Annotated in this window: 17 protein-coding genes; 14 read left to right on the top strand and 3 right to left on the bottom strand. The window is 67.5% G+C overall.

All coding sequences use genetic code 11. The annotated features are described in order from the left end of the window. Nucleotides 1-6: 6 nt before the first annotated feature. The gene (locus G5C50_RS12930; protein ID WP_165069846.1) at nt 7-2,103 is read right to left on the bottom strand and encodes a ligand-binding sensor domain-containing protein; all 2,097 of its coding nucleotides are present in this window, start codon (nt 2,101-2,103) and stop codon (nt 7-9) included. A 93-nt stretch (nt 2,104-2,196) separates the two neighbouring features. Next, nucleotides 2,197-3,768, bottom strand: coding sequence for a hypothetical protein (locus G5C50_RS12925; protein WP_165069843.1), 1,572 nt, complete (start codon nt 3,766-3,768; stop codon nt 2,197-2,199). A 119-nt stretch (nt 3,769-3,887) separates the two neighbouring features. Between G5C50_RS12925 and G5C50_RS12920 the strand changes: the two genes are divergently transcribed. From G5C50_RS12920 to G5C50_RS12905, 4 genes are all read left to right on the top strand, one after another. Next, nucleotides 3,888-4,895 (top strand): Gfo/Idh/MocA family protein, encoded by a 1,008-nt coding sequence (locus tag G5C50_RS12920; protein WP_165069841.1) that lies wholly within the window; start codon nt 3,888-3,890, stop codon nt 4,893-4,895. Between the two features lie 64 nt (nt 4,896-4,959). Further along, entirely contained in the window at nt 4,960-5,391 is a 432-nt protein-coding gene (locus tag G5C50_RS12915; protein ID WP_165069839.1) for a HEPN domain-containing protein, read from the top strand. Beyond that, complete coding sequence (locus G5C50_RS12910; protein ID WP_165069837.1) at nt 5,370-5,771, top strand: hypothetical protein; 402 nt, start codon at nt 5,370-5,372, stop codon at nt 5,769-5,771. The genes G5C50_RS12915 and G5C50_RS12910 overlap by 22 nt, the downstream gene beginning before the upstream one ends. A 111-nt stretch (nt 5,772-5,882) precedes the next feature. Further along, complete coding sequence (locus G5C50_RS12905; RefSeq protein WP_165069835.1) at nt 5,883-7,412, top strand: hypothetical protein; 1,530 nt, start codon at nt 5,883-5,885, stop codon at nt 7,410-7,412. 16 nt (nt 7,413-7,428) lie between these two features. On the opposite strand, the gene G5C50_RS32305 is transcribed toward G5C50_RS12905, so the two are convergent. Then, entirely contained in the window at nt 7,429-10,905 is a 3,477-nt protein-coding gene (locus G5C50_RS32305; protein ID WP_206107674.1) for a sulfatase-like hydrolase/transferase, read from the bottom strand. Nucleotides 10,906-11,054: 149 nt separating this feature from the next. On the opposite strand from G5C50_RS32305, the gene G5C50_RS12895 reads away from it, so the two are divergent. From G5C50_RS12895 to G5C50_RS12850, 10 genes are all read left to right on the top strand, one after another. Next, nucleotides 11,055-12,281: a glycoside hydrolase 5 family protein gene (locus G5C50_RS12895; protein ID WP_165069833.1), complete on the top strand. Its 1,227-nt coding sequence runs from the start codon at nt 11,055-11,057 to the stop codon at nt 12,279-12,281. A 76-nt stretch (nt 12,282-12,357) separates the two neighbouring features. Continuing rightward, nucleotides 12,358-14,544, top strand: a complete 2,187-nt coding sequence (locus G5C50_RS12890; RefSeq protein WP_165069832.1) for a DUF2961 domain-containing protein — start codon at nt 12,358-12,360, stop codon at nt 14,542-14,544. Nucleotides 14,545-14,756: 212 nt separating this feature from the next. Beyond that, a complete protein-coding gene (locus G5C50_RS32300) occupies nt 14,757-16,739 on the top strand; it encodes a hypothetical protein (RefSeq protein WP_206107673.1) in 1,983 nt (660 codons plus the stop codon). A 203-nt stretch (nt 16,740-16,942) separates the two neighbouring features. After that, a complete protein-coding gene (locus G5C50_RS12880) occupies nt 16,943-18,460 on the top strand; it encodes a trypsin-like peptidase domain-containing protein (protein ID WP_165069831.1) in 1,518 nt (505 codons plus the stop codon). Between the two features lie 28 nt (nt 18,461-18,488). After that, nucleotides 18,489-19,451 carry a DMT family transporter gene (locus G5C50_RS12875; RefSeq protein WP_165069830.1) on the top strand — a complete coding sequence of 321 codons (963 nt, stop codon included), beginning with the start codon at nt 18,489-18,491 and terminating at the stop codon, nt 19,449-19,451. A 92-nt stretch (nt 19,452-19,543) separates the two neighbouring features. Beyond that, the gene (locus G5C50_RS12870) at nt 19,544-21,565 is read left to right on the top strand and encodes an ABC-2 transporter permease (RefSeq protein ID WP_165069829.1); all 2,022 of its coding nucleotides are present in this window, start codon (nt 19,544-19,546) and stop codon (nt 21,563-21,565) included. Further along, on the top strand, nt 21,477-23,399 hold the full coding sequence (locus G5C50_RS12865; RefSeq protein ID WP_165069828.1) for an esterase/lipase family protein: 1,923 nt from the start codon (nt 21,477-21,479) through the stop codon (nt 23,397-23,399). The genes G5C50_RS12870 and G5C50_RS12865 overlap by 89 nt, the downstream gene beginning before the upstream one ends. A 131-nt stretch (nt 23,400-23,530) precedes the next feature. Continuing rightward, nucleotides 23,531-24,592, top strand: coding sequence for a lipid-binding SYLF domain-containing protein (locus G5C50_RS12860; RefSeq protein WP_165069826.1), 1,062 nt, complete (start codon nt 23,531-23,533; stop codon nt 24,590-24,592). A gap of 100 nt (nt 24,593-24,692) precedes the next feature. Next, entirely contained in the window at nt 24,693-25,241 is a 549-nt protein-coding gene (fae, locus tag G5C50_RS12855) for a formaldehyde-activating enzyme (protein ID WP_165069825.1), read from the top strand. Nucleotides 25,242-25,337: 96 nt separating this feature from the next. After that, nucleotides 25,338-26,564 carry a mandelate racemase/muconate lactonizing enzyme family protein gene (locus G5C50_RS12850; RefSeq protein ID WP_165069823.1) on the top strand — a complete coding sequence of 409 codons (1,227 nt, stop codon included), beginning with the start codon at nt 25,338-25,340 and terminating at the stop codon, nt 26,562-26,564. Nucleotides 26,565-26,666: the final 102 nt, after the last annotated feature.

The following is a 26,666-nucleotide window of genomic DNA, read 5'->3' as shown; positions in this document are numbered from 1 at the left end:
GCGACTCTAAGGTTCGAGCGCCCTCACGAACGCGACGCCCCGCGCCCCGAGCGAGGCGATCACGCCGTCGGCATGGGCCGGGTCGGCGGCGAGGGCCAGCGCCTCGACGCCGTGGAATTCGGGGATCGCGTCGAACGCCTCCACCGACTTCGCCCCGGCCACGGCCAGGAACAGTCCCTGGTCGCCCCCCAGCCACAGACGGCCCCGGCCGTCTCGGGCCAGGGCTCGCAGCTTCTTCGGTTCGGGCGGGATAGGGAAATCGACCTTGTCGAACTGGTCGGCGACGACGTCGTAGGTACGCATCCCCGCGCTGGTGGCGAATAGGGTGAGGCCGTTGTCCCAGGGGATCGCCGCCTTGAACCACAAGTCCTCGCCGTTCTCAGACAACTCGATCTCCGTCAGCCGGCGCTGGACGTCGGGCGCATCGGGGACGAGTCGCCACGGATGGGCCGAGCCATACTCATAATCGCGGTCGACCACCAGCCAAGGCGGCCCCTTGGGGGTGAGACAGCCGTAAGGTCGGGAGGGCGAGCGAATCTCGCTCCGGGGAGCGACGCGTTTCCAACGGCCGTTGGAGAATCGCCGCAGCCAGTCGTCCATGTCCCAGAGAGTCCCATCGGGCGTGAGGAAGGTTCCCGCGCCTCCCACCGAAGAGGTCTCCAGCCCCAAGAGGATCGACTTGCCGGCCTCGCGACGCGCGGTGGCGACCGTGCCGGGATTGTGTCCGGTCCAGCTCACGGTGTAGATCGTCTCATCTGGGGCTACGAAAACCTGGGTTTCGGCCCACGCCTTGAAGTCGCGTTCGAACTCGGGGGCGTCGCTGTTAGGGTCGATCTGAAATGGCGGGGCCAGGTCGACGGTCTTCCACCCGTCAGAGCCCAGGGTCCAGATGGGAAACTCGTCGTCCTCGATGAAGAGGATCCCTTCGGCTGACTTCTCGATTCGGTGGATTTCTGAGGCTCCGAGCCGGCCGTTCGAACTCAGCGGAGCAGTCTTGCCGCCGTTCAGGACAATGAGCCCCTCCCCGGCAGTCGCGACGACGATCGACTCGCCCACGCGCGACGGGGGTAAGAGCGCCTGGACGGCTGGATAAGAAGCCATGGCGTCGGGGCGGCCGCTCTTATAACGGATGTCGAGTTCATCGGCCGACTTCCAATCTTTCAGCGCCTTGTCGACACGGAAAATATCGCTGTACGAGAGGACTATCAGATCGTCGTCACGCTCGACGACGTGGGTGACGGGGGCGACCGGACCGACGGGCATCTGAGCGAAATCGACGTTCGGCGGCTTGCTTCGAGCCAGCAACACACTCGGCATCAGGGCGTCGACGCGTATGATCCAAGCCTCGGCGAGACCCATATGCAAGACGCCGCCGAGCGCCCAGACCTGGCCGTCGCGCAGCTCGACGAATCCGTAGACTCCCGGCCAGTAGGGCTTGGGTTTGGGGTCGAACTTCGTGGGCGGTTGGGGCGGCGGAGGAATCTCGGCAATCGTGCCTGTCCTCAGGTCGACACGCGCGACGCGGCCGCCCCACTCTCCCCCGTCGAAACCAACCCATAGGCGGCCCTCGCGATCGACGAGGCAGGTGGATATCCCCTTCTCGGTTTTGATCACGCGACCCGCGGCGAGGTCGTGGATTTCCCCCCTCACGACTGCCGCGAACCCCCCTTTGCCGTCGCCAGCCGCCGAACTCCAGCCGATCCAAACCGGCTCCTGCGTCAGTCGAACGACCTCCGTGAGCGCAAGACTTTTTGGGTCAATGCGACCGATCCGGCCGTCGGTCAGGCCGGCGAAGACGGACTCGTCCGGGCCCCGACCGAGGCAGGCGATCGGCGAGTCGAGGTCCCAACGCTCGCGGGCCAGTCGCGGGGTGGGGCCGTCGAATCGCAACAGGCCGCCGGCCGGAGTCGCGGCGATGATCGAATCGCCCGATCGGACGGCCGCAGACAGGGCGTTGACCGGGCGGTGGATGACGGCCTCGACGGCGCGTCCTCCAGCGAGTCGACCCGTCACTCGCTCGCCTCCGACTTGGGCTCCGACCGTCGGGGCGAGCAGGACGAAGGCTCCGAGGTGTAGAAGGGCCAGGAATGAAATTCGTGGCATGGAACGGCCTCGCGTCGAAGGGGTGCGCGCCGCTGGTCGGCTGCGCTCCAGACGAGACGCTTGGGCGATGGTCGGTATTCGCTCCGGCGTGTCTCAGGGCTGTCGGCGAGGCAGCCGCCAGTCGACCTTGCCGCGGTAGGCGGTGGCCTCGTCGAGGAATTCGGCGAGGGGAGGGTCGTAGGCGCGGAGGCCTTCGCGGGTGGCGATATGCTGCGGAGCGTCGGCGGGGGCGGGCGTCTGGCCCTGGGCGTCGAAGTAGGCGAGAACGCCCTCGACCCAGTAGGAGTCGTGGTCGCGGCCGGCGGCGGTCCCGCGCCACTTGCCGGCGGTCTTGGCAGTCTCAAAGAGTGATTTCAGGCGATCGTCGAACTGGACGTCCAGCCGCTTCACTCGCAGTTCGTACTGCTGGATGTTGCGGTCGCGAGGGTTGCGGTCGGGGGCGACCGGGCGACGGCCGGGGCCGCGGAGGACCGCGCCGGCGAGGACGCGCACGACGGGATCGGCGCCGACCATCGGGGCCGAAGGGTCGCCCAGGACGCTCTCCTCGCCGACGACCATGAGCTTCCGTCCCGGCGCGTATTCGAGGCATCGCGCGAGGCCGTCGACCCCCTGCTCTTTCAGGTCCTTCCACTCCGGGAGGTCGGCGATCGACTCGCCCGGTCCCAGCACGACGAGGCGGCAACCCTCGTCGATCAGGGCCTTCAGGACGTCGTGGCGGTAGGCGAACATCTTCCGGATGATGTCGTTGGCTCGCAGGAGGGCGTCGTCCACGACTTCACGGCCGAGGACGGGGAAGCTCCGGGCCCAGGTCGCCTTCGTGTAGTAGGCGTCGAAGCCGAACTTCGCCGGCGGCGGAGCGACGTTGGGGAGCTTCTGGAGCCACGAGTAACGCCAGTCCTGATCGGGGGCCAGTCGAAAAGTCGAACGCGCGAGTTCGTAGCCGGCGGGGTCGTAGACGCGGAGTTGTTCGCGTGAGCCGACCGGGCCGTGGTTCCAGTTGTTGACGCGGTTGCAGTCGAAGTAGCTCTGGACGATCTCGGCCCAGTACTCGCCGGCGTTGCCGGAGGCGTAGGCGTCGCGGTAGAGGCCGGCGTCCATCGCGGCCCGGTAGACGCCGCGAAGCCGTTTGCGCCAGTCGGGCTCGATCGATTCCAGGATTCCGTCGATGGTGTGGGCGAACTCGTGAACGGCGATGCTCTCGTCGTCGTAGCGGTCGAGCGGCAGCGACAGCAGGTTCTCTTCGCCGAAGCTGGTGGGCCGGCCGCCAGTGCCTCGGACGCGCTCGTTGAGGAAGGCGGGATCGGGGGCGTGGCGGTACTCGGGCATCTCCGTGTAGACTTGATCCTTGCCGATGACGACGAGGTACATCTTGCGAGTCGCCATGGCCTTCGCGACGTCGGGACGGCCGGCGAGCATCCGGCCGACGATCTCGCGAGTCCGAAAGAGCGCCCGATCGTCGACGACCGCCGCCGCGGCGACGGGCAGGCCGTCGATGTCCAGGAACTTGCCATAGAATTCCCGGGCCGCGGCCCGATCGGGCTCGTCGACGAGCGCGAAGAACGAATCCGGCGGCGGCGAGACGACCGTCTGGCCGAGGCCTGGAACGATCCCGAACCCGACCGCCAGAATCACAGCGGCGAACCGCCGACGAAGCTTCCTCCCCATGCCGTCCCCCCTCGTCGCCGGCCTTGGATCGTCGGCCGACGATTGCTATCCTGATCGTGACGCGGCTCCCGTGAGGCCCGCGCTGACCCATTGTCCGAGCTAGATTGAAGGAAGTTCTTATGATTCGCGTCGGGATCGTCGGTCTCGGTTTTATGGGCCGGATGCACTATCGCTGCTGGAAGACGCAGCCCGGCGCGACGATCGCGGCGATCTGCGAGGCCAACCCAAAGGTTCTGGCCGACGCCGGCGGGGCTCCCAAGGGGAACGTCCAGGGCGCGGCCGACCACATCGATCTGACGGGCGTGAAGACGTTCACCAGCCTTGACGACATGCTCGCCTCGGGCGAGGTCGACGCGATCTCGATCACCCTCCCCACCTTCGTTCACCCGGAGGCGACGATCAAGGCCCTGGAGGCCGGCGTCCACGTCCTCTGCGAGAAGCCGATGGCGTTGAACCCTGAGGAATGCGATCGGATGATCGCCGCCGCCAAGGCGACGGGCAAGGTCCTTCAGATCGGTCACTGCATCCGGTTCTGGCCAGAGTACGTCGTCACCCGCGACCTGATCCAGTCGGAGAAGTACGGCAAACCGATCGCCGCCACCTTCCGGCGGTTCTCGACCGCCCCCAACTGGAGCCCGGACAACTGGTTCGCCGACGAGGCCCGCTCCGGCGGCCAGCCTCTCGACCTGCACATCCACGACACCGATTACGTCCATCACGTCTTCGGTATGCCGACGACCGTTTCCTCCATCGCCGACGGCCCGCTGGCCTACGTCTCCAGCCAGTATTTCTACCCCGGCGGCCCGGCGGTCGTCGCGGAAAGCACCTGGCGGATGGCCCCGACCTTCGGCTTCGAGATGAGCTTCAACATCGTGCTGGAGAAGGCGACGATCGTCTTCGACTGCACCCGCACCCCCGCCTTCCGCGTTTGCCCCGCCGAGGGCGAGGCCTTCACGCCCGAACTCCCCCCCGGCGACGGCTACACCCGCGAGATCGACCACTTCGCCCGCGCCGTCGCCGGCGAGTCCGTCGAGGCCGTGGTCACCCCCTTCCAGTCCCGCGAAACCGTCCGCCTCGTACTGGCGGAGAAGCAGTCGGCCCGCGAGGGAAGGCGGGTCGACCTCTGAGTCCGCCAAGCCTGGGGCGAGGTCGATGGACCTCGCCCCGGTGCGTCCATAGTATTCACCGACGATGAATCGATCCGACCTCCAGCAACTCGCCGAGGACCGTGTTCTGGGCGCGGAGGCCCTCCTCTCCGCCGCCCGCTGGTCCGGAGCCTACTATCTTGCAGGCTACGCGATCGAATGCGCGCTCAAGGCCTGCATCGCCAGGCGGACGAAGGAATTCGACTTCTACGACCCGGAAATCGCCAAGAAGGTGTTCACGCATCATCTGCCGACGCTGCTCAACCTGGCCAAGCTTGAGAAACAACTTGAACAGGACAGCCAGATGATCATTGCGGGCTCGTCTGGTCTACTCTTGACCGAGAACTGGTCTGCTCTAAAGGATTGGAACGAGCGCAAGCGATATGAGCAGACGGTCGAGGCCGTCGCTCACGCCATCTACGACGCCGTGGCGGACCCTGTCGCCGGAGTGCTTCCATGGATCAAGCAATACTGGTGAAAGAGCAGATCACGGCCGGCGTTGAACTTGTCAGGAAGGTCAACGCCGTGATGCCCATTTCGGCGGCATTCTGGTTGAAGGAGACGGACGTTCCAGGATGGTACCTCTTCATCGCCTCCGATGCCCTTGAGAACGCCGACCCTCGGAAGGGGTATCGCATCGTCCGTGAGGCGGTCGACGCGATGAATGACGGTGGAATCGATCTCTTCCAGGTCAAAGTCATCCCCTCGTCCAACCCATTCGCTCGCGCGGCCCGTGAGATCGTTCACGGTTCCACGCGAACCTCGCCTCACTGGCTTGGGCCGACGCCTTTCGGCGACCGGCTCGTCGAGGGGGCTTGCATTTATCCTGCGAACGTCCTCGACCCCGTCCCTTCCTGACCCGGCCGGAATGGGCTCCCCCTTGATTCCGAGCCGCGCTTCAAGCACCTTCGTACCCGAAGCGTTCAACAAGGGTTGAGCAGCCGATGGGGCGATCGAGGAGGTGCAGTGATGCAGATGGCGACGCGATGGCTCGCGGCGGCGATCCTGGTCTTCGGGCTTTCGACGGCGTCTAAGGCCGACGGGCCGGTGTTCAAGGCGGGGTTCGCCGAGCGCGACGTCTCGCCGGCGATTGGCGCGGAGCAGCCCGGCGGCTACGGGAAGGCCTACCACAAGGCGTTTCATGATGCGTGCAAGGCCCGTGCGGTCGTCTTCGACGACGGCAAGGCCCGGGTGGCGCTCGTCGGCCTGGACGCGCTGTTGATTCGGGGGGAGACCGTCAAGGAGATCCGCTCGGCGATCGAGGCGAAGACCGGCATCCCCGGCGGCTCGGTCATGATCGCGGCCTCGCATTCGCACAACGCCGGCCCCACCGGGATGTTCCTCCCCAACGAGTACGCCGACGCCCCGCCGCTCATCCGGCGGCTCGTCGAGCAGGAATCGGTCGTCGCCGATACGGCCTATCTGGAGAAGGTCAAGGCGGGCGTCATCGACGCCGTCGTCGAGGCCGACGCCAAGCGAGTCGCCGCGAAGGCCGGGGCGGGGTTCGGCAAGGCGGAGGGAGTGGCGTTCAACCGCCGCTTTCTGATGAAGCAGGGCCACGCCATGACCCACCCCGGCGTCGGCAACCCGGACATCGTCGAGCCCGCCGGACCGGTCGACCCCGAGGTCGGCGTCATCGGCGTTTGGGATGAGAAGGGGAAGTTCCTCGGCTGCGTGTTCAACTTCGCCTGCCACGGCACGACCGGGCCCGAGGGAATCTCCGCCGACTGGATCTACTACGTGGAGCGGACCATCCGCGGCCTGATGGGCGAGGACTCCGTGGTCGTCTTCATGCCGGGGATGTCGGGCGACGTCACCCAGGTCGACAACCGCGCTCCTTACCAGACCAAGAGGTCCGGTGAGGTCGTCGCTCGACTCGTCGGCGGCACCGTCGGCGCCGAGGCCTGCAAGGAGCTTGTCGCCGTTGAGCAGCACGCCGGCCCGCTCGCTCCGGTCGTCGCCGTGAGCAAGACCGTCCACCTCAAGCGCCGGCGGCCTTTGCCGGAGCACGTCGCGGCGGCGATGGAGATGGTCCAGAAGGACAAGAAGAGCGTCGACCTGACCGACTGGACGTTCGCCAAGGAGACGGTCGTCCTGGCCCATCGCCTTGAGAAGCATCCCGAGGTCGACGCCGAGGTCCAGGCGATTCAGGTGGGCCCCGCCGTCTTCCTCTCGTCGCCGGCTGAGTACTTCGTCGCCTACGGCCTGGAGTTGAAGGCCGGATCCAAGTTCCCGTTCACGTTCCCGGTTTCGTTGGCAAACGACTCGCTCGGCTACATCCCGCACGAGAGCGCCCTGGACCCGCAGACCGGCGGCGGCTACGAGACCCGTCTGACCAGCTACAGCAACATGGAGCCCACCGCCGGCCGCAAGATCGTCGACGCGTTGGCCGAGATGTGCAAGTCGCTGACCCCCGGGCCCGTCCCCAAGGCCCCGGCCTCCCTCCCGTTCAAGGGGAAGCCCTGGGCCTACGGGGATCGTCGCCCGCAACTCGACTGAATCGCGGGGCCCTCGGCTACTTGCCCCCCGAGGCCCCCTGCTCTTGATACTCACGGTCGAGACGGCCCCAGATTTCGGCCATCTCTCGGACGATCTCGGGCTTCTCGGCGGCGAGGTTGCGGGTCTCGGAGCGGTCGACGGCCAGGTCGTAGAGTTCCCACGGGGCGTTCTGGCCGGCGGCGACGATCTTCCAGTCGCCCCGGCGGAGCGCCTTGTTCTTCTCGTGCCTGAAGAAGATGACGTCGCGATTAACGGCGACGTCGGCGTCGAAGGTTGGGACCAGGCTCTTGCCCGGCAGTGACGGCCGAGGGCGGCCTTCCCACGAATCGGGAGCAGAGAGACCCGCCAACTCCAGCAGCGTGGGGGCGACGTCGATCAGGTGCCCCGGAGCGCGGCGGAACTGACCCTTCGACTTGATCCGCGCCGGCCAGTGGGCGATCAGCGGCGTCGCCACGCCTCCCTCATGGTTCCACGACTTGTGAAGCCGGAAGGGCGTGTTCGACGCGGTCGACCAACCGGGGCCCAGCGAGAGGAACGTGTGATCCGCGCCGGCGGGAGCGTTCGGGTCGTGGCCGTCGCCTCGGATGATCTCCTCGGCGCTGGCGCCGTTGTCGGAGGCGAAGAGGATGAGGGTGTCGTCCATCATTCCTGCCGCCTCCAGCTTCGCCAGGACCTTGCCGACTTCGCGGTCGAGGCGGTCGACCATCGCGGCGTGGATCGCCATCTTGGTCGCCTGGAACGTCTTCTGCTCGTCGGTGAGCGAGTCCCAGGCCACGGCGTAGCCGGCCTCGCCGGGGCCGATCCGCTTCTTCAGTTCGGCTTCGGGGAGGTTCCAACTGGGGATCGTCTTCGGGTCGCGCGGAGACAACGCGGCGTCAAGCAGCCCCAACTCCTTCTGGCGATTGCGGCGGGCTTCGCGAAGGGCGTCCCAGCCTTCGAGGTATCGCGTGCGATAGCGGTCGATGTCCTCCTGCGGCGCCTGGATCGGGAAGTGGGGCGCGATGAACGCCAGGTAGAGGAGGAACGGCTCGTCCTTGTGTTTGTTTTCGTGTTCAGCGAGCCAGTCGACGGCGTGGTCGGCGATGGCCGTGGTGCTGTAGTAGCCGTCGCCAGGCTTAACCGGCGGCAGCGGCTTGTCGTCGATCTGGTGCTTCTTCGGCGTGAAATGGCGGTCGTAGTCCTCAGACAGGTACGACCGATCGAAGCCTCCGGCCAGGACCGGGCCGTCGATGTGCCACTTGCCCGAGTGATAAGCCCGATACCCCGCCGGCTTGAGCAACTGCGGCAGGAGCGCCGCCCACCCTGGGCGCGTCCTCGCAGGGTCGCGGTTGACCTGCTGGGCGTAATAGCCGGTCATGATCGCCGCCCGCGACGGCCAGCATCGCGCCGTGTTGTAGAACTGCGAGTACCGCAGCCCGTTCGCCGCCAGCCGATCCAGGTTGGGCGTGGCGATCTCGCCGCCAAAGCAGCCGAGATCGGAGAAGCCCATGTCGTCGGCCAGGATCAGCAGCACGTTCGGCCGTTTCGTCTTCGGCGGGGCGTTGACGGCCGCTGGCGTCGGCGTGGTCGCCGGTCCGGTGCGGAAAGTGTGGTCATGCGAGAAAGGCGTCGCCGCGACGTTCTCGACGCGAAGCCACGAGCGGTAGCGCGAGCCGTCCGCGCCGGCGGTGGCGAAGTCGCAGAGCTTCACCGTCTTGCCGGCCGTGGTCCTGGCCTCGGCGAGGACGATCGGAGAGTACGGTCCCTTCCATGACGAAGCGGGGACGAGCTTGATGGAGCGAGCGTCGATCGGCTCGGGGTCGTCGGGGCCGTTGTCGTTCAGGCGAGCGTCGTAGGCCAGCAAGACCGGCCCAGCGTAGAGGGCGGAACGGCCTGCGGAAGCCTTCTCGCCGACCCAGGCGCGGGGCGTCATGTCCAGGTCGATCTCGACGACGTCGCCGTCCTTCCACTCGCGATTGATCTTGTGGTAGGTCGCCGGTTTGACGTCGGCTTCAGCCTTGCCGGCGACGCTGATCTTCGTGGCGGTCGACCATTGGGGGATGCGCAAGGCTAGTGGGAAGGTCGTGGGCTGATTGATGCGGACCTTGATGCGGACGCGGCCGGAGGCGGGGTAGTCGCTCTCCGTCTCGAAGCCGACGTTCGCGCCTCCCTTCAGGCGGCCGGAAAGGCGGCCGGCTCCGTACCAGTTCAGGATCATCACGCCGTCGTCGTCGCTGAGGAGCGCCCACTGCGAGACCAGGCCGATCCCCCGAGCCGCATTCACGGAGCAGCAGTTCAAGTCGGGCGAGCCCGGGCGGGACTGGAAGACGATCTCGTGGTAGTTGGCGAGGCGGACGCCATCCATCGGCGTGTTGTAGGTGCTCCACCGGCCTGAGGGGGAGAACATCCCGAGGGCCGAGTTGAGCGTGGAAAGCTCCAGTTCGTCGGCCGTGACGGGGTCGCCCGACTGCTTGAGCATGTCGGCCGTGAGGGCGAGCCAGGCGATGGTGCAGCAGGTCTCGATGGCGCCTTGATGGTAGGGGTCGCCCTGGGCCTGCTCGCCGGAGGAAAAGCCGCCGTTGTCGTGGCGGTCCAGCTCGGCGATGCTCCACCAGAGGTTGGCGAACGCCTTGCGGGCGTCGGCGTCGGCCTCGACGCGCCCCAGCGCGGCGAGGGCCTCCATCGGGTGCAGGCTCTCCCATCGAGGCTTGGGGGTCTTGTAGAACGGTTCATCCGCGAGGCCGCGCCGGAGGTAGTCCCCGGCCAGCGGCTTGCCGTCGCCGCCGACCGCGGCGAACTCGGCGACGACCTGCTTGGCCAACTCCAGGTACTTCGGCTGGCGGGTCTTCTCATAAACCATCATCAGCGCGTGCGCCGGGGCGAGGTTCATCTCGGTCGAGCCGGCGTCGACCATCCTGGGCCGCTTCTCGCCGAGGTAGCGGTTGCAAAGCAGGTCGGCGATCTTGACGGCGGCGGCCAGGGCGTCGGGATCGCCGACGGCCTCATCCCACGTCAAGAGGCCGAGCATCATGTGATAATGCCCCCAGGCGTCCCAGGTGGAGCCCGGCTTGTTGTCGATGTTCGGGGCCGAACCGGTCAGGCGATGCTCCTTCGGGAAGGGTCCGAAGTAGCCGTCGGCGTCCTGCAGCGGCAGCAGCGCCCGGACGAACTCGCGGAGCGACTTGCCCAGCTCAGGGTTGTGCGTGGCCTGATAGACCTGCGACGCGCCCGTGAGGTACTTGCCGGCGAACTCCCCCGACCACGGCAGGAGGTTGCGATAAGGCTGTCGATCGCGGTCGGCGAACATCGCCAGCATGGCGGGGTTCGCCTTCGGGGCTGGCAAGAGCCAGTTCGTCGTAACGGCGTCGAGATAAGCCCGCAACGGGCCCGAGGCGTCCATCCGCATTCCCGCCGGTTTTCGCAACGGACGTTCCGGAGGCGTATCCGGCGGCGCGGCGGCCGTCGCGAACGCCGTGGCGAGGATCGCAAGGACGATGGGCGTGCGGATTTTCATGCCGTGGTCTCTCGGGAGGGTTTTCGCAAGGCGTGGACCTTGTTGGCAATAGACCCGATTCGGACGCTCGCCGCTAGCCACCGCCGCCGTGAGGCGATACCGTCGGAGTCGCCGCCGCCGAGCCTCTTACAGGGATCCAGGAACCCAACATGCAGCGAATCGTCTTCGTCGTCGTGGCACTCCTCGGGAATCTCGCCGCGCTGGCCGAGGGGCCCGTTGAGGCTCGTGTCACGGCCCGAGGCCCTCGGCTCGAACGGGAGGGGCGGGAGTATCGCGCGATCGGCGTGAACGTGCCGCATCTGCACCAGATCTACCTGGGGACCTGGTTCCATATCCCCCACGTCTACGGCACGCCCGAGAAAGCCCGGGCGGCCGCCGAGGAGGCCGTCGCGGACGCCTCGCGCAGCGGGATGGCGTTCATCCGGTTCTTCGCCGGGCCCGGGTATCCGATCGAATCGTCGCGGCTCTACGACCGCGATCCCGCCGCCTACTGGCGAGGCATGGACGAACTATTCGCCCTCTGCAAACGGTCGGGCGTGCGGTTGGTCCCTTGCCTCAACGTCGCCAGCCGTCATCTCGCCTTCGCCGAGCCCCGCAGTGCGATCCTCGACCCCTCGTCGAAGACCTGGGCGGAGAACCGTCGCTACGTCGAGACCTTCGTCAAACGCTACAACGACGACCCCACCGTTCTGGCCTGGGAGCTGGAGAACGAGCTCATGCTGGCCGCCGACGTCGACATGAAGGGGCTCCCACTCCTGCCGCGTGGGGTGTATCCCGAAGGCGCCGTCGTCCGCGAGACCGGCGAGCGCGAGGACTCGCTGACCTGGGAGATGGTGCAGCGGGTCTATCGCGAGCAGGCCGCGTTCATCAAGTCGATCGACCCGGACCGTCCCGTAACGAGCGGCGACGCGGGCGTCCGTCCCGAGGCGACCAGCCGTCGCGAGACCTTCCCGGACTTCCGCTATCGCGACGATTCCTGGCGCGAGCATCTGGCCAATGAACTGGCCGCCCAGCCCGAGCCGCTCGACCTCTTCAGTCTCCACCATTACGGCCCGGGAACCACCGACGCCGGCCCGAAGGGGAATGGTCCCGACGCCCTCGAACGAGCCCGCCTCACGGCCCGCGCGGTCAGGGCCGCACGTCTTCCCCTGTTCGTCGGCGAGATGGGTCAGGACGTCCCCTCGTTCAAATCCGACCCCGACGCCAGATGGGCTCGTGCCTACATCGACATGGCCGAGGAAGAGGGCGTCTCGCTGATCGCCGTTTGGGTCTGGCACTTCCCCTGGCAGCCCGACCTGACCGTTGACTCTCGTTCCCATCCGGCTCTCGTCGAACGCGCCCGGCGCTTCAACCGTCGCTACGCCGGGATCGAGTGATCGACCGGCTTGCTCCGGTCTCGCGCGAGGAGTACGGTGCGGTTTGATCGGAGCCCATCGTAGGGAGGACTCGCCGATGCACCGGGTCGGACTGGCGGTATGGTTGTGCTCTTTCGGCCTGGTCGCCGCGAGGGCGGATGAGCCGCCGGTGATCCCGGTGGGGGCGGACGCCTATCTCCAGTGGGACCAGTGGCCCCTCCAGCGGATCGGCGTCCGCGCTTACATGCGCAGCACCTACGATCGAAAGGGCGGCAACGAGGGAGCGGACGCCTCGCACTTCCTCTACCAGGAGCGCGAGAACTTCAACGTCACACTCGACGTCGAGGGACGGGGCGTACTCTACTTCGCCCGCTACAACCACTGGCACGGCAGCCCGTGGACGTATGAGGTCGACGGCGTGCCGCACGTCATTCGCGAGACCTCCACGGCCGATCCCGACCACCCCGCGCCGGGGTCGGTCTTCCTGCCTGAGCCGGCGTTCGTGAAGCCTCTGGTCTGGACCTGGGCGGACACCAAGGGGGCCGACCTGTCCTGGACGCCGATCGCCTTCGACCGCTCGTTCCGCATGGCCTACGGTCGGACCCACTACGGCACCGGCTACTACATCTACCACCTCTACCCGCCCGGGGTGAAACTGTCGCGCGAACTGCACCCCTGGAGCCTGGAGAAGTCGCCGCCCCCGGCCGTTCTGGAATTGATCGACCGTGCGGGGACCGACCTCGCTCCGGCAGGTCGCGACGGACTGACCGAGGATCACGGACGCCTTCACTTACGTGACGGCCAACCCGCCGCGCTGGCGATGCTCAACGGGCCGACGACGGTCCGAGCCGTGGAGTTCTCAGTCCCGAAGGCCGAGGCCCACGCCTTCGGCCGCGCTCGTCTTCGCGCGACCTGGGACGGTCGCAACGCGCCGTCGATCGACGCCCCCATCGCCCTCTTCTTCGGCGCGGGAACGCTCTACAACCGCGAGCACAAGGAGTTCCTGGTCAAGGCATTCCCCGTCCACGTTCGGTCCGATCCCGAACGCGTCCATCTGGCCTGCTACTTTCCAATGCCCTTTTTCAAGTCCGCGCGGTTTGAGTTGGTCGGGGAGGACGGCCTGACCGTCTCGGACGTCCGCTGGTCGATCCGCCACGAGAAATACGAAGGCCCGGCGAACCACGTTGGCTACTTTCACGCCTCGTACGTCGACCACCCCCACCCAACGGCCGGCGAGGATCTCACGCTGCTGGACACCCGCCGCGTCGAGGGGGGCGGCGACTGGTCGGGCTCGTTCGTCGGGACCTCGTTCATCTTCTCGCACGACGCCGATCTAACGACCCTGGAGGGAGACCCTCGGTTCTACTTCGACGATTCGAAGACTCCCCAGGCCCAGGGAACGGGAACCGAAGAATGGGGAGGAGGCGGCGACTACTGGGGGGGCCGGAACATGACCCTCCCCTTCGCCGGCCACCCCACAGGCGCGAAGGACGCAAAGACCGCCGCGGCTCCCGAGGACAGGATCGAATCCGCCTACCGGTTCCTCCTGGCCGACCTCATGCCCTTCGGCCGTAACGCGACCATCACCCTGGAACACGGCGGCACCAACGAGTCGACCCAGCATTACGAAACCGTCGCCTACTGGTACGGCCTCCCTGCTCCGTCGCTCGTCCCGACCGACGTGCTGGAGATCGGCGACGATGCGAGCGAAAAGGCCCACGCCTACCAATCGCCCGACGCATCGGCCCCCGTCGAGATCGTCTCGCGCTACGAGCGGGGCGTCGACCACGTCAAGGGCCGTGAAGTCTTCCCCGCCCACGCCGAACGGGGACGCTCGACGAAGGGGACCTCCGAGTTCACCCTGAAGCTCGACCCGGCCAACCTGGGCGTCCTGCTGAGAAGGACGCTCGACTACTCCTACCCGAATCAGCGAGCCGAGGTGGAGGTCGCCGACCTCGGGACGGACGGACAGGCCGTGGGCCCCTGGCGGAACGCCGGGATCTGGTATCTGTCCGGTTCGAACACATGCTACTACTCGAACCCCAAGGGGGAGACCGCCCCGACTCAGCCCGTCGAGCAGACTTCCAACCGTCGCTTCCGCGACGACGAGTTCCTCGTTCCGCACGACCTCACGCGTGGGCGGTCCGCGATCCGAGTACGCGTTCGATTCACGCCGGTTCCTCGGTCCTTGCTTCCGGGGCGTCCGGCCGTCGAGACGGCGTGGAGTGAAATCCGCTACACGGCCTACAGTTACGTCTTGCCGGCCTTCGACTCGCCGCGGTAACGTCTTGGTTTCTGAAGAATTTTAGAAAATCTGCAGTGTCGGCGTCGGTTTTTGGGGGTTCAGGCGATCTATGGTTCAGACGGTTTCCTGAGACGTCGAAGTCCGATCCCCCGGGGCCGCCCACACGGCCCTGGGGGAGCTTCGACCTCGGCAAGCCGATTTTCATACGACCGTTGATCGACATCCACGGATCATCCTCCGAGGTCGCACCGATGAACCTCTTGCGCCGCAGCACGTCCGCGCGCCGCCCGCTTTCTCACCACCGGTCCCGATCCCTGGCGGTTCGCCTCGAATGTTTGGAGGATCGCACGGTCCTCTCGACGACGATCTACCCCAGCATATCGGCCTATCTCGCCACGCTGACGACTTCGAGCGACACGACGGCGATCAGTACGGCGGTGACGAATCCGACTCCGTCGTCGTCGGCGGTCACGCCGTCTCAGTTGATCAGCGCCTACGGATTCAGCACCTCGTCGACGACCGGCGCGGGGACGACGATCGCGATCGTCGGCGCGTACAACAACCCGACGATCCAGAACGACCTGGCGGTCTTCAGCAGTTATTACCACCTGGCGGCGGCCTCGTTGACGGTCGTCAATCAGTACGGTTCGACGACGAACCTGCCCCAGACCGACGCCGGCTGGTCGCTGGAGACCGCCATGGACGTCGAGTGGGCCCACGCCGTCGCCCCGGGAGCGAAGATCGTCCTGGTCGAGGCCAACTCGTCGAGCGTCACCGACTTGATGACCGCCGTCCAGACCGCGTCCAAACTGGCGAACGTGGTCTCGATGAGCTGGGGCGGGAGCGAGTGGGCGAGCCAGACGATTTACGACACGGCGTCGTATTTCGCCAATTCGAGCGTCACCTTCGTCGCCGCTTCGGGCGACGACGGCGGCGCTTACGGGGCCGAGTGGCCGGCGAGCTCCCCGTATGTGGTCAGCGTCGGCGGCACCACGCTCTCTTCGAGCGGAACCGAGACGGCCTGGAGCGCCTCTGGGTCGTACTGGTCGGGCTACAGCGGCAGCACCGGCGGCGTCAGCCGCTATGAGTCGCTGCCGACCTATCAGGTCAGTGCGCTGGGATCGTCGGCGGCAACCGGGCGTATCGTCCCCGACGTCGCCGCAGACGCCAACCCGACGACGGGTGTGGCGATCTACACCACGGTGAGCGGGCTCGGCCAGACGGGCTGGTTCAAGGTCGGCGGCACCAGCGCCGGCGCCCCGGTGTGGGCCGGCCTGATCGCCGACGCCGACGCCGCCCGATTCGCGGTCGGCAAAACGGCCCTTAGCTCCAGCCAGACGCTCACGCTGCTTTACAGCCAGTACGGCACCTCGACGTCGCGATCGGCCTATTACACGTCGTACTTCACGGACATCACCTCCGGCGCCAACTACGCCGGCTCGGCGAAGTCCGGCTACGACATCGTCACGGGTCTGGGCTCGCCCAAGGCATCGGCCATCTGGTCGGCCGCGGCGGCCTACGCCGGCGCGTCGACGAGCGTGACCACCACGACGACGACCACGACCCCGATCCGCGTCGTCCCCTCTCGTCCGCCCTTCCGCTATCGTGCTGTGGAGGACGCCAGTTCGACGACCTCCACCGCCGAGGAAACCGTCGCCTCGACGACCACCGCCGTCGAGATCGCCGCTGCCGCCGCTCAGACGGCCGCCGCGACCGCCCCCGCCCAGTCCGCCGCGACGGCTTCGACGGTCGTTTCGTCTTCGGTCGACCTGACGGCGACGGCGACCAGCGCCGCGCTGCCGAACCAGTCGCTTAGTTATCCCGTTTCGTGGTCTCAGAACGGCTCGGAAACGCTCGGCGCAACCGAGTCGACTCCGGCGCTCCCGCCCTCGACCCCCGCCGCTGCCGTCGATCAGGCGTCGACGCCGTCCGAAGCCCAGCCGGAGTCTCCCACCCCCGCGCCGGACCGAGCCCCCGAAGACGCCGTGCCGGCGGCCGAGCCGGTGGATCAAGAGGCCCTCTGGGATGAGGCCCTGGCCGGCGTTCGGATCAGCCGGCCCGCCCCCGCCGACTTCGGCGGCCGGACCTCGAGCGAGGAAGAGGAGGCGGTCGTCGGCGCCGCCCCGAGAATGGCCGCCGCTTTCGGCGCCGTCGCCGTTCTCTGGCACGCCCGTCGCCGCCGCAAAGCCGACGACCGCCGACGCATCGTCTTTTTCGTGCCTTCGGCGAACTGAGCGAGCCTCCTGGGTCTGACGGAAGACGAGGGCGCGATGCACGCGCCCTCGTCTTTGCGCGGGAGGAGAGAAGACGCCGACGGCGTCACGCCGTCCACTCCGGTTGATTTCCCGGAGAGGCTTCCCCAGAATGACTTACCGCTCGGGCGTTCGATCGGGCGGACGAGCGGAAGGATCGAGCCGATCGGGGGGCCGCGTCGAGCATGTCCGACTACGATTCAACCGACGAGGGGTACGGATACGACGCGCCGCCGCCGAGGCCGACGACGCCGCCGGTCCGTCGCGGGTTCGTCATGATCCTGGGGCTGTTGTCGTTGGCCGTACTGGCCGTCTACGGCGTGCCGATCATCGCCGAGCGGGCCGGTCGAGCCTGGGAGACCGGTCGGGCGGAAGCGGCGTCAGCGGCGCTCGCGAAACTGGACGAGCAAGGGGCGGTGAGCCAGGCGTCGCGGCTCTTTCGGCTGGCGACGACGGCCATCTCCCCGGCGGTCGTCAACGTCCGCTCGTTCCGGGGCAGCCCGGGAGTCGGCCGTCACGGCCTGCCCCTGGGAGCGCCAGGGCGAGGGGAAGGCATCCGCAGCGAGCTAGGCTCAGGCGTGGTGATCGACGCGGCCAACGGGTACATCGTCACCAACAACCACGTCATCCAGGACGCCGATCAGATCGTCGTCCGCCTCGGCCCTCGCGACGACCTCCCGGCGCGGCTCGTCGGCGCTGACCCGAAGACCGACCTGGCCGTGCTTCAGGTTAAGACCGAGCTGAAAACGGCCGCCCAGTGGGGCGACTCGAACAAGCTGGACATCGGCGACTGGGTTCTGGCGATCGGCAGCCCGTTGGGTTTCGACCACTCGGTCACGGCTGGGATCGTCTCGGCGACCGAGCGCAACGACCTGCGGATCGCTGAGTACGAGTCGTTCATCCAGACCGACGCCGCGATCAACCCGGGAAATTCGGGCGGTCCGCTGGTCGACCTCTCGGGCAAGATCGTCGGCATCAACACGGCGATCATCACCCAGTCCGGCGGTTATGAAGGGATCGGCCTGGCGATTCCCTCGGCCCTGGCGAAGCGGATCGTCGACGCGCTCATCAAGGACGGCAAGGTGACGCGAGGGTTCCTCGGAGTGGCGATGCAGCCGCTCGACGCCGAGACGTCCAAGGTGCTGAAGTTCCCCAAGGGGACCGACGGCGTGGCCGTCGCCGGCGTCCTGCCCGACGGCCCGGCGGCGAGGGCCGAGTTGAAGCAGGGCGACGTCATCGTCTCGCTCGACGGCCGCCCCGTCCACGACTCGATCGGGCTCCGCTATATCGCCGCTGATCTGGGCGCGGGGATCGCCGTGCCGCTGGTCTACTACCGCGAGGGCGTCGAACGCACGGCGACCGTCACGCTGACCGAGAGCCCCACGAACCCGGAGATCGCCCCGCTGGGTTTCCGCGTCAAGGAGTCGAACGTCACGGGGCCCGACGGCAAGAGCCGGCCCATTGTTGAGGTCGAGCGCGTCGTCGCCTCCGGGCCTGCCTACAACGCCGGCCTGCGGCCCGGGATGTGGATTGTCGCCGTCGAACAGAACCGGGTCGATTCGCTGCTCCAGTTCCTGAGCGTAATTCGCGGGTACGACCTCGAACGGCGGCTCCCCCTGGTCGTCTTCACTCCAGACGGCCGCATCGCTCCCATTCCGATCGTTGGCCCGAAGGCCGAGCCCCCGAACATCCCGATGCCGTGACGGGCGTTCCCCAAGGAGTCGGTCGCGCGTGTCGGATTCGAGCAAAACGTGGGCTGGGGTGGTCTGCGGCATCGCCGCTGGGGCGCTTTGGGGCCTGGTCTTCCTTGCGCCGGAATTGGTCCGCGATTTCACCCCGCTCCAGATCGCGTCGGCCCGCTATTTGGCTTACGGGGCGATCTCCGCGGCTCTCGTCGCCCCCCGTTGGCGCGCGCTGACCGAGTCGCTCGGAGGCCCCCATTGGCGGGGGCTCTTCCGGCTCAGTTTTCTCGGCAACGTGCTTTACTACGTCCTGCTCGCCAACGCCGTTCAACTCGGCGGGATGGCGATGGCCTCGTTGGTGGTCGGGATGCTGCCGGTGACGGTCACGCTGATCGGCAGTCGCGACCCCGGCGCGGCCCCGCTGCGTCGGCTGGCTCCATCGCTATTGCTGGGCGCCGCCGGGGTCGCGTGCATCGCCGGGCAGTCGCTCGGCGGCGACGACACTGGGACGCAATCGACGCGGTTGGTGGGGCTCCTCTGCGCCGTCGGCGCACTCGTCGCATGGACGGCCTATGCGGTGGAGAACGCCCGCTGGCTTGCGCGACTCGACCACGTTTCCGCCTATGATTGGAACCTGCTCGCGGGTTTGACGACGGGGGCGTTGGCCCTGCTCCTGGTCGTCCCCGCCTGGACGTTGGGAGGCCGTTCGCACGCCCCTGCCGCCTGGTTGCGGTTTATGGGGGTGGCGTCCGGCCTGGCGATCTTTGCGTCGATCGTCGGCAACGCCCTGTGGAACCGGATGAGCCGGCTGCTTCCTCTGACGATGGTCGGCCAGATGATCCTCTTTGAGACGCTCTTCGCGCTGGTCTACGCCTTCCTGTGGGAATGGCGGCTCCCGACGGCCGCCGAAGGCCTGGCAATGATCCTGGTGACGGCCAGCGTCCTCTCCTGCGTCTCCGCCCACCACTCGCCCGACGTCGAGAAGGCCGAGGCCGCCTCCGCCCATTTCTAAAGCTCCTTTAAGGCCCCTTGAATTCGCGGCGTTCCCGTTGTCTAATGACCGCTGCTACGACAGGTGTCGTTGGATTCCAGGGAGCGGCGGACATGATGATCGCCCCATTCATCAAGCGTGAGTTCGCGGCCTCGGTTGAGCGTGCGTCGCTGTTCCGCGATCGGCTGGCGGCGGCCGCGTTGGCCGGCGCGGCGGTGGTCGGCTGTCTGGGACTGTGGGACTGGATGGGCTGGGATCGTCTGAGCGTGAGCGGTGCGGCGCGATTCGCGCACACGGCGTTCGCAGTGGTGGCTTTCGTGCAGATGTGCGTCGCGTTCGGGTTCACGTCGTCGCTGGCGGCGGCGATCGCCTCGGAGCGCGACCGGAAGTCGCTGGATTCTCTGCTGGCGACGCGGTTCACCAGCCTCGAAGTCGTCGTGGGCGTCATGGCCGCTCATCTCTTGCGGACGGCGAACGCGACGCTGGCCACGTTCCCCGTGGTGGTCTTGCTCGTTTACTTCGGCGGAGTCGACCCGAGACTTGCCTGGCTTTCGATGCTCGCTGCGGCGTCGACGGCGCTGGGGGTCGCGGGACTCTGCCTCGTCGCTTCGGTCGAGTCGAGGACGACCGTTCGGGCGACGTTCGCGGCGGGCTGGTGGATCTATGTCTGGTACGCCCTGCCGATGACGTTCCTGATAATTCGTCCCCTCGTCTTACCTCCGTTGCCGCCGTGGATGACAGCGCCGCTTCTCTGGGCCCTCGATGGCTCGCCGTTCGGCCTGGCGACGAGCCTGCTGGGGGCGTTCCCCCGACCCTGGGGGTTCGCTGAGGGGGTCTTCCGAATGGCGGCAATTCAGGTCGTCCTGGCGGTCGCCGCGACGGCCTGGGCGACCTATCGTCTGCGGCCGGCCTCGCGTGAGTTGAACGACGCCGAGGGGCGAGCGGGCGCCCTGAAATCGCTCCGCGCGGCCAACCGCTGGACCCCGCCGCGTCGCCCCTGCGGCGACGACCCGATCTTTTGGAGCGAGCAGTTTGCTCGCGGACCGAGGGGGCGCGCACAGCATCTCTCGAACAGGCTCATGCAGTGGTTGGGGACGACGGTGTGCGCGGTCGGCGTTTGGTGGTTCGCCGGGCCGGCCTTCGCCGAACTGCTCTCACGAGGCTATGGGCCGTCGACCGAGGCCTATTACATCCCCGAGGAAAACCCGCTGACGCGCGTGATCGCCGAGCGGCTCGTCGTGGGGACGATCTCACCCCCGGGACCGGGTCGAGCCCGGCTCGAATTTAATCTGGCGATCCGGCAGTTCACGTCGCTGCTCGTCCTGGCGTTCTCGGTGGGGCTCGTCGGGGCCGCTGCCGAGTCGATCAACCGCGAACGTCTCCGCGACACCTGGCTCGGGCTGCTGGCCACTCCGCTGACAGGCCGCGAGATCGTCCGCGGCAAGTCACGCGGTGCTCTCTGGAGGACTCGGGAGGCCGTTTACTGGCTGATGACGCTCTGGCTTCTGGGGCTGGCTTCCGGGGCGATTCACCCGCTTGGGTTCCTGGCCGGACTTGTCTGGCTGGGGATTTCCTATCCGCTCTACAGTTCGCTGGGCGTCACCGCTGGGCTCAATGCCGAGAAGGCGAAGTGGCCCCTCGATCCCGCCGGCTGGCCCCGCGCGCTTGCGGCCATCGCCGGAGTCACCCTGCTGACATCGGTCATTCCTCCGATCCTGGCCATGGCTCCCCTCTTCACCTGGGAGGAGGTTGCCGCAGTCACTCAGGGCGGTGCGGTTCCCTGGCTCAAGCGGACGCCGTTGGCCCCCTGGGTCGGCTCGCGGAGCGTCGCCGTCGCCTGGCTGGTCGCGACGGCCGCCATCGCGGCATGCACGGTCGCGTTTCACGCCTCGTTGACCGGCTCCTTTGACGCCGTGGTCGGCCGCCCTCACCGGTCGGGCAAAGGGGACGATACACCGAATTCCTGCGCAGACAGGATTCCGGTCCACGCTAAGATCCCCGCCGGGCTGCCCTCTGCGATGATTTGGACCGGTGAGGTTCTCGCGGATGATTCCGACTCGGCGTCTCTTGTGTCTGACTGCGACGGCCCTCACGCTGGCGACGGTGGGAGGCTGCGCGTCGATCGTCGTGCATGAGAAGCCCATCGCGGCGCGCGAAACCCATGAGTTGATCGAGGCCGAGGCGCTCGTGCCGGCGGGGAACCGTCGCGCGCACGCCCTGATTCGCACTGGGCTGGAACTGGACCGGAAGCACCCCGCCTGGGCCGTCACCTACTTCCGCGACGCCGCGCTGGAGGCCCTGCCGATGGTCGTCGGCGGCGGGGCGAACGAGGATCTTCCGCCCGAGGTGCTCGACGCCCGCAGCGCCTATCGCCGGGCCATCGAATACATGCTGGCCACGGCCGACCGCCGGGTGAAGTCCGAGGGGATCTCCTGGAAAGAGGCGATGGAGCAGTCCGGCGTCGGCGTCGGGGGCCAGGTCGGCATCTACGACGCGGCGCTCTGGCAGGAGGTTCTGCCGGCGCAGCAGTTCGAGGTTAAGGGCTTCCACCGCACGGTGGCGCGGGGGGGCGTCGGCGCACCGGTGGTGATCCGAATGGCCCGCACCGTCGAGGACCGCGCCAAGGCCGTCGAGGGGGGCGTGGACGTCACCGACCCTTCGGAAAGGCACTTCCCGGCCCAGCTCTTCCGCTCGTCGTCGGCCGTGATCCGTCCTGGTCGACCGGGCGAGCCGTCGGCCGTTCTGGTGCTGCATGATCCGACCCAGAATCCGGACATGATGTGGAGCCCCAACGGCGGCCCCGCTCTCCCCCTGGCCTACGACATGACCATCGGCGTCGCCCGCCAGTTCCACGAAGGGAACCTCGACCTCGTCGGTCGGCTTGGGGTGCTGTATCCCTCGGAGTACGACGGCAGGACGGGCATCTTCATGATGGACCCATATCAGCCGGGCAAGATCCCCGTGATCTTCGTCCACGGTCTGATGTCCAGCCCCGGCGCCTGGGCCGACGCCATGAACGAGCTTCGCGGCGACCCCGAGCTGCGTAAACGCTACCAGTTCTGGATGTTCTTCTACTCGACCGGCAATCCGATCCTGACTTCCGCGGCGCGGCTGCGGCAGTCGCTGGTGTCGATCCGCGACGAGTTCGACCCGCTCGGGAAGGACCCCGCGCTCAACGACATGATCCTCGTCGGCCACAGCATGGGAGGGCTGCTCTCGCGGATGATGATCAGCGACAGCGGCGAGTCGCTCTGGCAGGCCGCCTCCGACAAATCGCCGGACGAGGTCGTGCTCGATCAAGAGCAGAAGCAGATGCTGGTCGATTCCATGTTCTTCGCACCGGTGCCGACGGTCACCCGCGTCGTCTTCGTGTCGACGCCTCACCACGGGAGCCCGTTGGGGGACGCGTGGGTCGGTCGGGTCGCTTCACGGCTGATCCGCGTTCCCAAGGACGTGCTGGACATTCAGGGGGCCCTGGCAAAGCTCAACGGGAGCGACGACCTCGGTTGGCAATTCAAGGGGGAGCGCTACGCCACCAGCGTGGCCCAACTCGGACTGGCCAACCCGGTGCTCCAGGCGATGTCCAAGCTGCCGATGCGCGACGAGGTGCCGTTCCATTCGATCATCGGCTACAACGGCAAGGAGCCGCTCCCCGAAGGGGGCGACGGCGTGGTGCCTTACCTCAGCGCCCACCTCGACGGCGCGATGTCGGAGTTGATCGTCTCCAGCGGTCATAGCGCCCAGGAAACGGACGCCGCTATCCGCGAGATGCGCCGGGTGCTGGCCGTACACTACAACGAATACGCCTCCGACCGGACCGCCATGGCCGCGGGCAAGCAGCCTCCCGTGCACGTCGCCCGTCCCGACGGCCGGACGCCGATCCGTTTCGACGATGCCGCGTCTGACCCGCGTGTCCGCGTCAACACCGCCCGATCGGACGAGCCGCTGGACCTCCGCATCATCCGCTGAGGGCCGTCGGCCGAAGCCCGGCTCGACTTGACGAAAAATCGGAACGGTTGTAAACCCGCCGCATCTTCCAGGCCGACCGTTCGGCCGTCGGGAACAGCGCCGTCGCGCGACCCCAGAAAGCGAGAACATCGATGCGGACCCCGAATCGGATGCGGTCGGCCGCCTTGTGCTGCGTGCTCACTTGGCTCGCCGTGACCCCCGCGATGGCCCAGAAGCCTCCCGACGTGGTCGTCGGCCAGGCGATCCAGGCGATGAGCGAGGTTACGCGCAACCCGAAGACCGGCATGCCCCGGCTGGTGATGCGCAAGGCCGAGGGAATCGCCATCATCCCGAACATGGTCAAGGCTGGTTTCGTCATCGGCGCCCGGTTCGGCCGGGGCGTGCTGCTCGTCCGTCAGGCCGACGGCCAGTGGAGCAACCCGGTTTTCATCCACCTGGTGGGGGGCAGCTTCGGCTTCCAGGCCGGCGCCCAGAAGACCGACCTGATCCTGGTCTTCCAGACCCAGCGCGGTCTCGACCGCTTCATCAAGGGGAAGGACAAGCTGACCCTCGGCGTGGACGTCGGCGCGGCCGCCGGGCCGGTGGGCAAGCGGTTCGAGGCCGGCACCGACGTCGCCTTGAAGTCGGAGATTCTGTCGTACTCGAACACCCGAGGCGTCTTCGCCGGCGTCTCGGCCGAGGGGGGAACGCTCCAGATCGACTGGCGGGCGAACATGGCCTACTACGGCCGGCCCGTCTCCGTCGGCGAGATCCTGGCCGTCAACAGCACGCTCCCCGTCTCCGCCGAGGCCGGCACGCTCCAGGCGCTCCTGTCTGAGAAGACCGCCTCCCCCGTCCCCGTCGTCGGCCGCCCCGCGGAGGTGATCGACGGCGAGCCGATCATCCTGGACGAGAACGGCGACGAAACCGTCATCGAGGGAGCGGTCCCGCGGACCTCCAGCCGTCCGAGCACCACCACCGCCCCGCGCACCCGTCCCCGCGTCGTTCGTCCCGAGCCGGTGATCGAGGGTGACGATGACCTTGACCCGCTCCCCAGCGCCAAGCCCGGCCCGAAGCCTTCGATGCGGCCCAACGAGGAAGATCTGCCAGCTGCGATCCCCTCGCGTCCGAAGGTCGAGTCCAGGCCGAAGGCCAAACCCAATCCCGACGCCGACCTCGACGACTTCCCGGCCCTCGATCCTCCGAAGCGCTGAGAGGGACGAGACGACTGCCGGTCCCGCCCGCTTCCGGCGGCACGCGCCTTCGGCTATCCTCGGGGCCTCGTAAACGACGAGGCCGAAGAGGAGTCAGACGATGAGCGATCGGATCGTGCTGCGGACGGGCGAGGCGTTGGTGGAAGGGGCCGAGGACTACCTCTGCGCCGAGCCTGAGGTGGTGATCGGCGAGTTGGACGGGCCCGTCGGCCACGCGCTGGCGAATCTGGTGGGCGACCAGGTGAAGGGGCATTCGCGAGTCTTCGCGATCCTCAACAGCGACGTTCAGGTCCGCCCGGCGACGGTGATGGTCAGCAAGGTGACCGTCAAGGACTCGAAGTACACCAACATCCTGATGGGGACCGTCCAGGCGGCGATCGCCCACGGGGTGCTCGACGCCGTCCGCGCCGGCGACATCCCCCGCGACAAGGTCAACGACCTGGGGATCATCTACTCCGTCTGGCTGGATCCGTCGGTGACCAAGGTCGAGAATCTCGACCACAAGGCCCTCTTCGACGTCCACCGCGAAGCCACGGCGAAGGTCATCCGCAAGGCTCTCCGAATCGAGCCGTCGATCGACTGGCTGCTGGAGAACCAGGACAAGGTGGAGCACTACTTCCACAAGCTGGGCGTCGACGGCGAGCTTTGAAGCGCCGGTCGCCGCACGCTTGATCCACGCATCCGGGCCTCTTCTAATTGAGGTTGCCGGGCCTTCGGTCGATGCGGCCCGGAGGGAGCGTGCGGAATGCGAGCGTCGCGGAGGGCCGCGTTACGAGGCCTGCTCGGACTGGGGGGGGCGGCGATGCTGCTCCCTCATTCCACCCGGGGAGCCGTCATGTCGGCGAAGATCGCGGCCGTGGAGGCGTTCCCGGTCGTCTACCCGGTGGTCGGCCGGTTCAAGTTCCTGGAGACGCCCGACGGCAAGCCGGGCGGCCGGGCGTCCGTGCTGGTGAAGATCACCAGCGAGGACGGAGCGGTCGGCTGGGGCCAAAGCGTTCCCATCCCGCGCTGGAGCTATGAGACGCTGGAGACCGTAACCACCACGGTCCGCAAGTACCTCACCCCAGTCCTGATCGGCCGCGACGCCTTCGACGGCGACGCGATCCAGGCCGAGATGAATCACGCGATCGCGCCGTCGTTCTCGACCGGACAACCGATCGCCAAGGCGGGCATCGACCTGGCCCTCTTCGACCTGACCGGGCGGATCGAGGGGAAGTCCGCGGCCGAGCGCTGGGGCCGCGAGGGAAAGGGGAAGCGTAAGGTCGTCCTGAGCTGGACGCTCAACCCCAAGACGCTGGATGATGTGGAGCGCCTGATCGCCGAGGGGAAGGCGCGGGGCTATCGCCACTTCAACGTGAAGGTCGCGCCCGATCCGCAGTTCGACCTGGCCCTCTGCCGGATGGTCAAGAAGCTGATCCCCGACGGCTTCCTCTGGGCCGACGCCAACGGCGGATACGACGTCGAAACGGCCCTGGCCGTCGCCCCCAAGTTGGCCGACGCGGGCGTCGCCGTGCTCGAACAGCCCCTGCCCGCGAACCGGCTGGGCGGGTATCGGAGGCTCGTCCAGCAGAAGGCCCTGCCGATCCTGATGGACGAGGGAATCGTCTCGTCGGTTGAGTTGGAGGAGTTCATCGAGCTGGGCCTGCTCGACGGCGTCGCCATGAAACCGGCTCGTTGCGGCGGGCTGACCGAGGCCCGTCGCCAGGTGGAGATCGTTCAGCGCCGAGGCCTGCGGTTCCTGGGAAGCGGTCTGACCGACCCCGACCTCGCCCTGGCCGCCGCGCTCCAACTCTACGGCGCTTACGACCTGCAATACCCCGCCGCGCTCAACGGCCCCCAGTTCCTCGGCGCCAGCCTGCTCAAGCGGCCGTTCGTCGTCGAGGACGGCTCCCTGGCCGTCCCCGAAGGACCCGGGCTGGGCGTCGAGATCGACGAATCCCGCATCCCCGAACTGCTCGCGAGGGACGTATGAGAACGATGATCGAGGTACCAGCGAAGCCGCGTCGCCCGGAGGGACGGGTGAGGGTCGTTGGAGTTCGGATTGAGCGTTACCGAGGAAAGTCTTCCCCCCTGG

This window comes from Paludisphaera rhizosphaerae, assembly GCF_011065895.1.
Lineage (GTDB): Bacteria > Planctomycetota > Planctomycetia > Isosphaerales > Isosphaeraceae > Paludisphaera > Paludisphaera rhizosphaerae.
Note: the sequence above shows the minus strand (reverse complement) of the source record. Positions and strands in the feature narration are given on the sequence as shown.

Excerpts from the sequence above, each read along its gene's own strand:
- G5C50_RS12930 (WP_165069846.1), bottom strand. The coding sequence starts at position 2,103 with ATGCCACGAATTTCATTCCTGGCCCTTCTACACCTCGGAGCCTTCGTC.
- G5C50_RS12925 (WP_165069843.1), bottom strand. The coding sequence starts at position 3,768 with ATGGGGAGGAAGCTTCGTCGGCGGTTCGCCGCTGTGATTCTGGCGGTC.
- G5C50_RS12920 (WP_165069841.1), top strand. The coding sequence starts at position 3,888 with ATGATTCGCGTCGGGATCGTCGGTCTCGGTTTTATGGGCCGGATGCAC.
- G5C50_RS12915 (WP_165069839.1), top strand. The coding sequence starts at position 4,960 with ATGAATCGATCCGACCTCCAGCAACTCGCCGAGGACCGTGTTCTGGGC.
- G5C50_RS12910 (WP_165069837.1), top strand. The coding sequence starts at position 5,370 with ATGGATCAAGCAATACTGGTGAAAGAGCAGATCACGGCCGGCGTTGAA.
- G5C50_RS12905 (WP_165069835.1), top strand. The coding sequence starts at position 5,883 with ATGCAGATGGCGACGCGATGGCTCGCGGCGGCGATCCTGGTCTTCGGG.
- G5C50_RS32305 (WP_206107674.1), bottom strand. The coding sequence starts at position 10,905 with ATGAAAATCCGCACGCCCATCGTCCTTGCGATCCTCGCCACGGCGTTC.
- G5C50_RS12895 (WP_165069833.1), top strand. The coding sequence starts at position 11,055 with ATGCAGCGAATCGTCTTCGTCGTCGTGGCACTCCTCGGGAATCTCGCC.
- G5C50_RS12890 (WP_165069832.1), top strand. The coding sequence starts at position 12,358 with ATGCACCGGGTCGGACTGGCGGTATGGTTGTGCTCTTTCGGCCTGGTC.
- G5C50_RS32300 (WP_206107673.1), top strand. The coding sequence starts at position 14,757 with ATGAACCTCTTGCGCCGCAGCACGTCCGCGCGCCGCCCGCTTTCTCAC.
- G5C50_RS12880 (WP_165069831.1), top strand. The coding sequence starts at position 16,943 with ATGTCCGACTACGATTCAACCGACGAGGGGTACGGATACGACGCGCCG.
- G5C50_RS12870 (WP_165069829.1), top strand. The coding sequence starts at position 19,544 with ATGATGATCGCCCCATTCATCAAGCGTGAGTTCGCGGCCTCGGTTGAG.
- G5C50_RS12865 (WP_165069828.1), top strand. The coding sequence starts at position 21,477 with ATGATTCCGACTCGGCGTCTCTTGTGTCTGACTGCGACGGCCCTCACG.
- G5C50_RS12860 (WP_165069826.1), top strand. The coding sequence starts at position 23,531 with ATGCGGACCCCGAATCGGATGCGGTCGGCCGCCTTGTGCTGCGTGCTC.
- fae (WP_165069825.1), top strand. The coding sequence starts at position 24,693 with ATGAGCGATCGGATCGTGCTGCGGACGGGCGAGGCGTTGGTGGAAGGG.
- G5C50_RS12850 (WP_165069823.1), top strand. The coding sequence starts at position 25,338 with ATGCGAGCGTCGCGGAGGGCCGCGTTACGAGGCCTGCTCGGACTGGGG.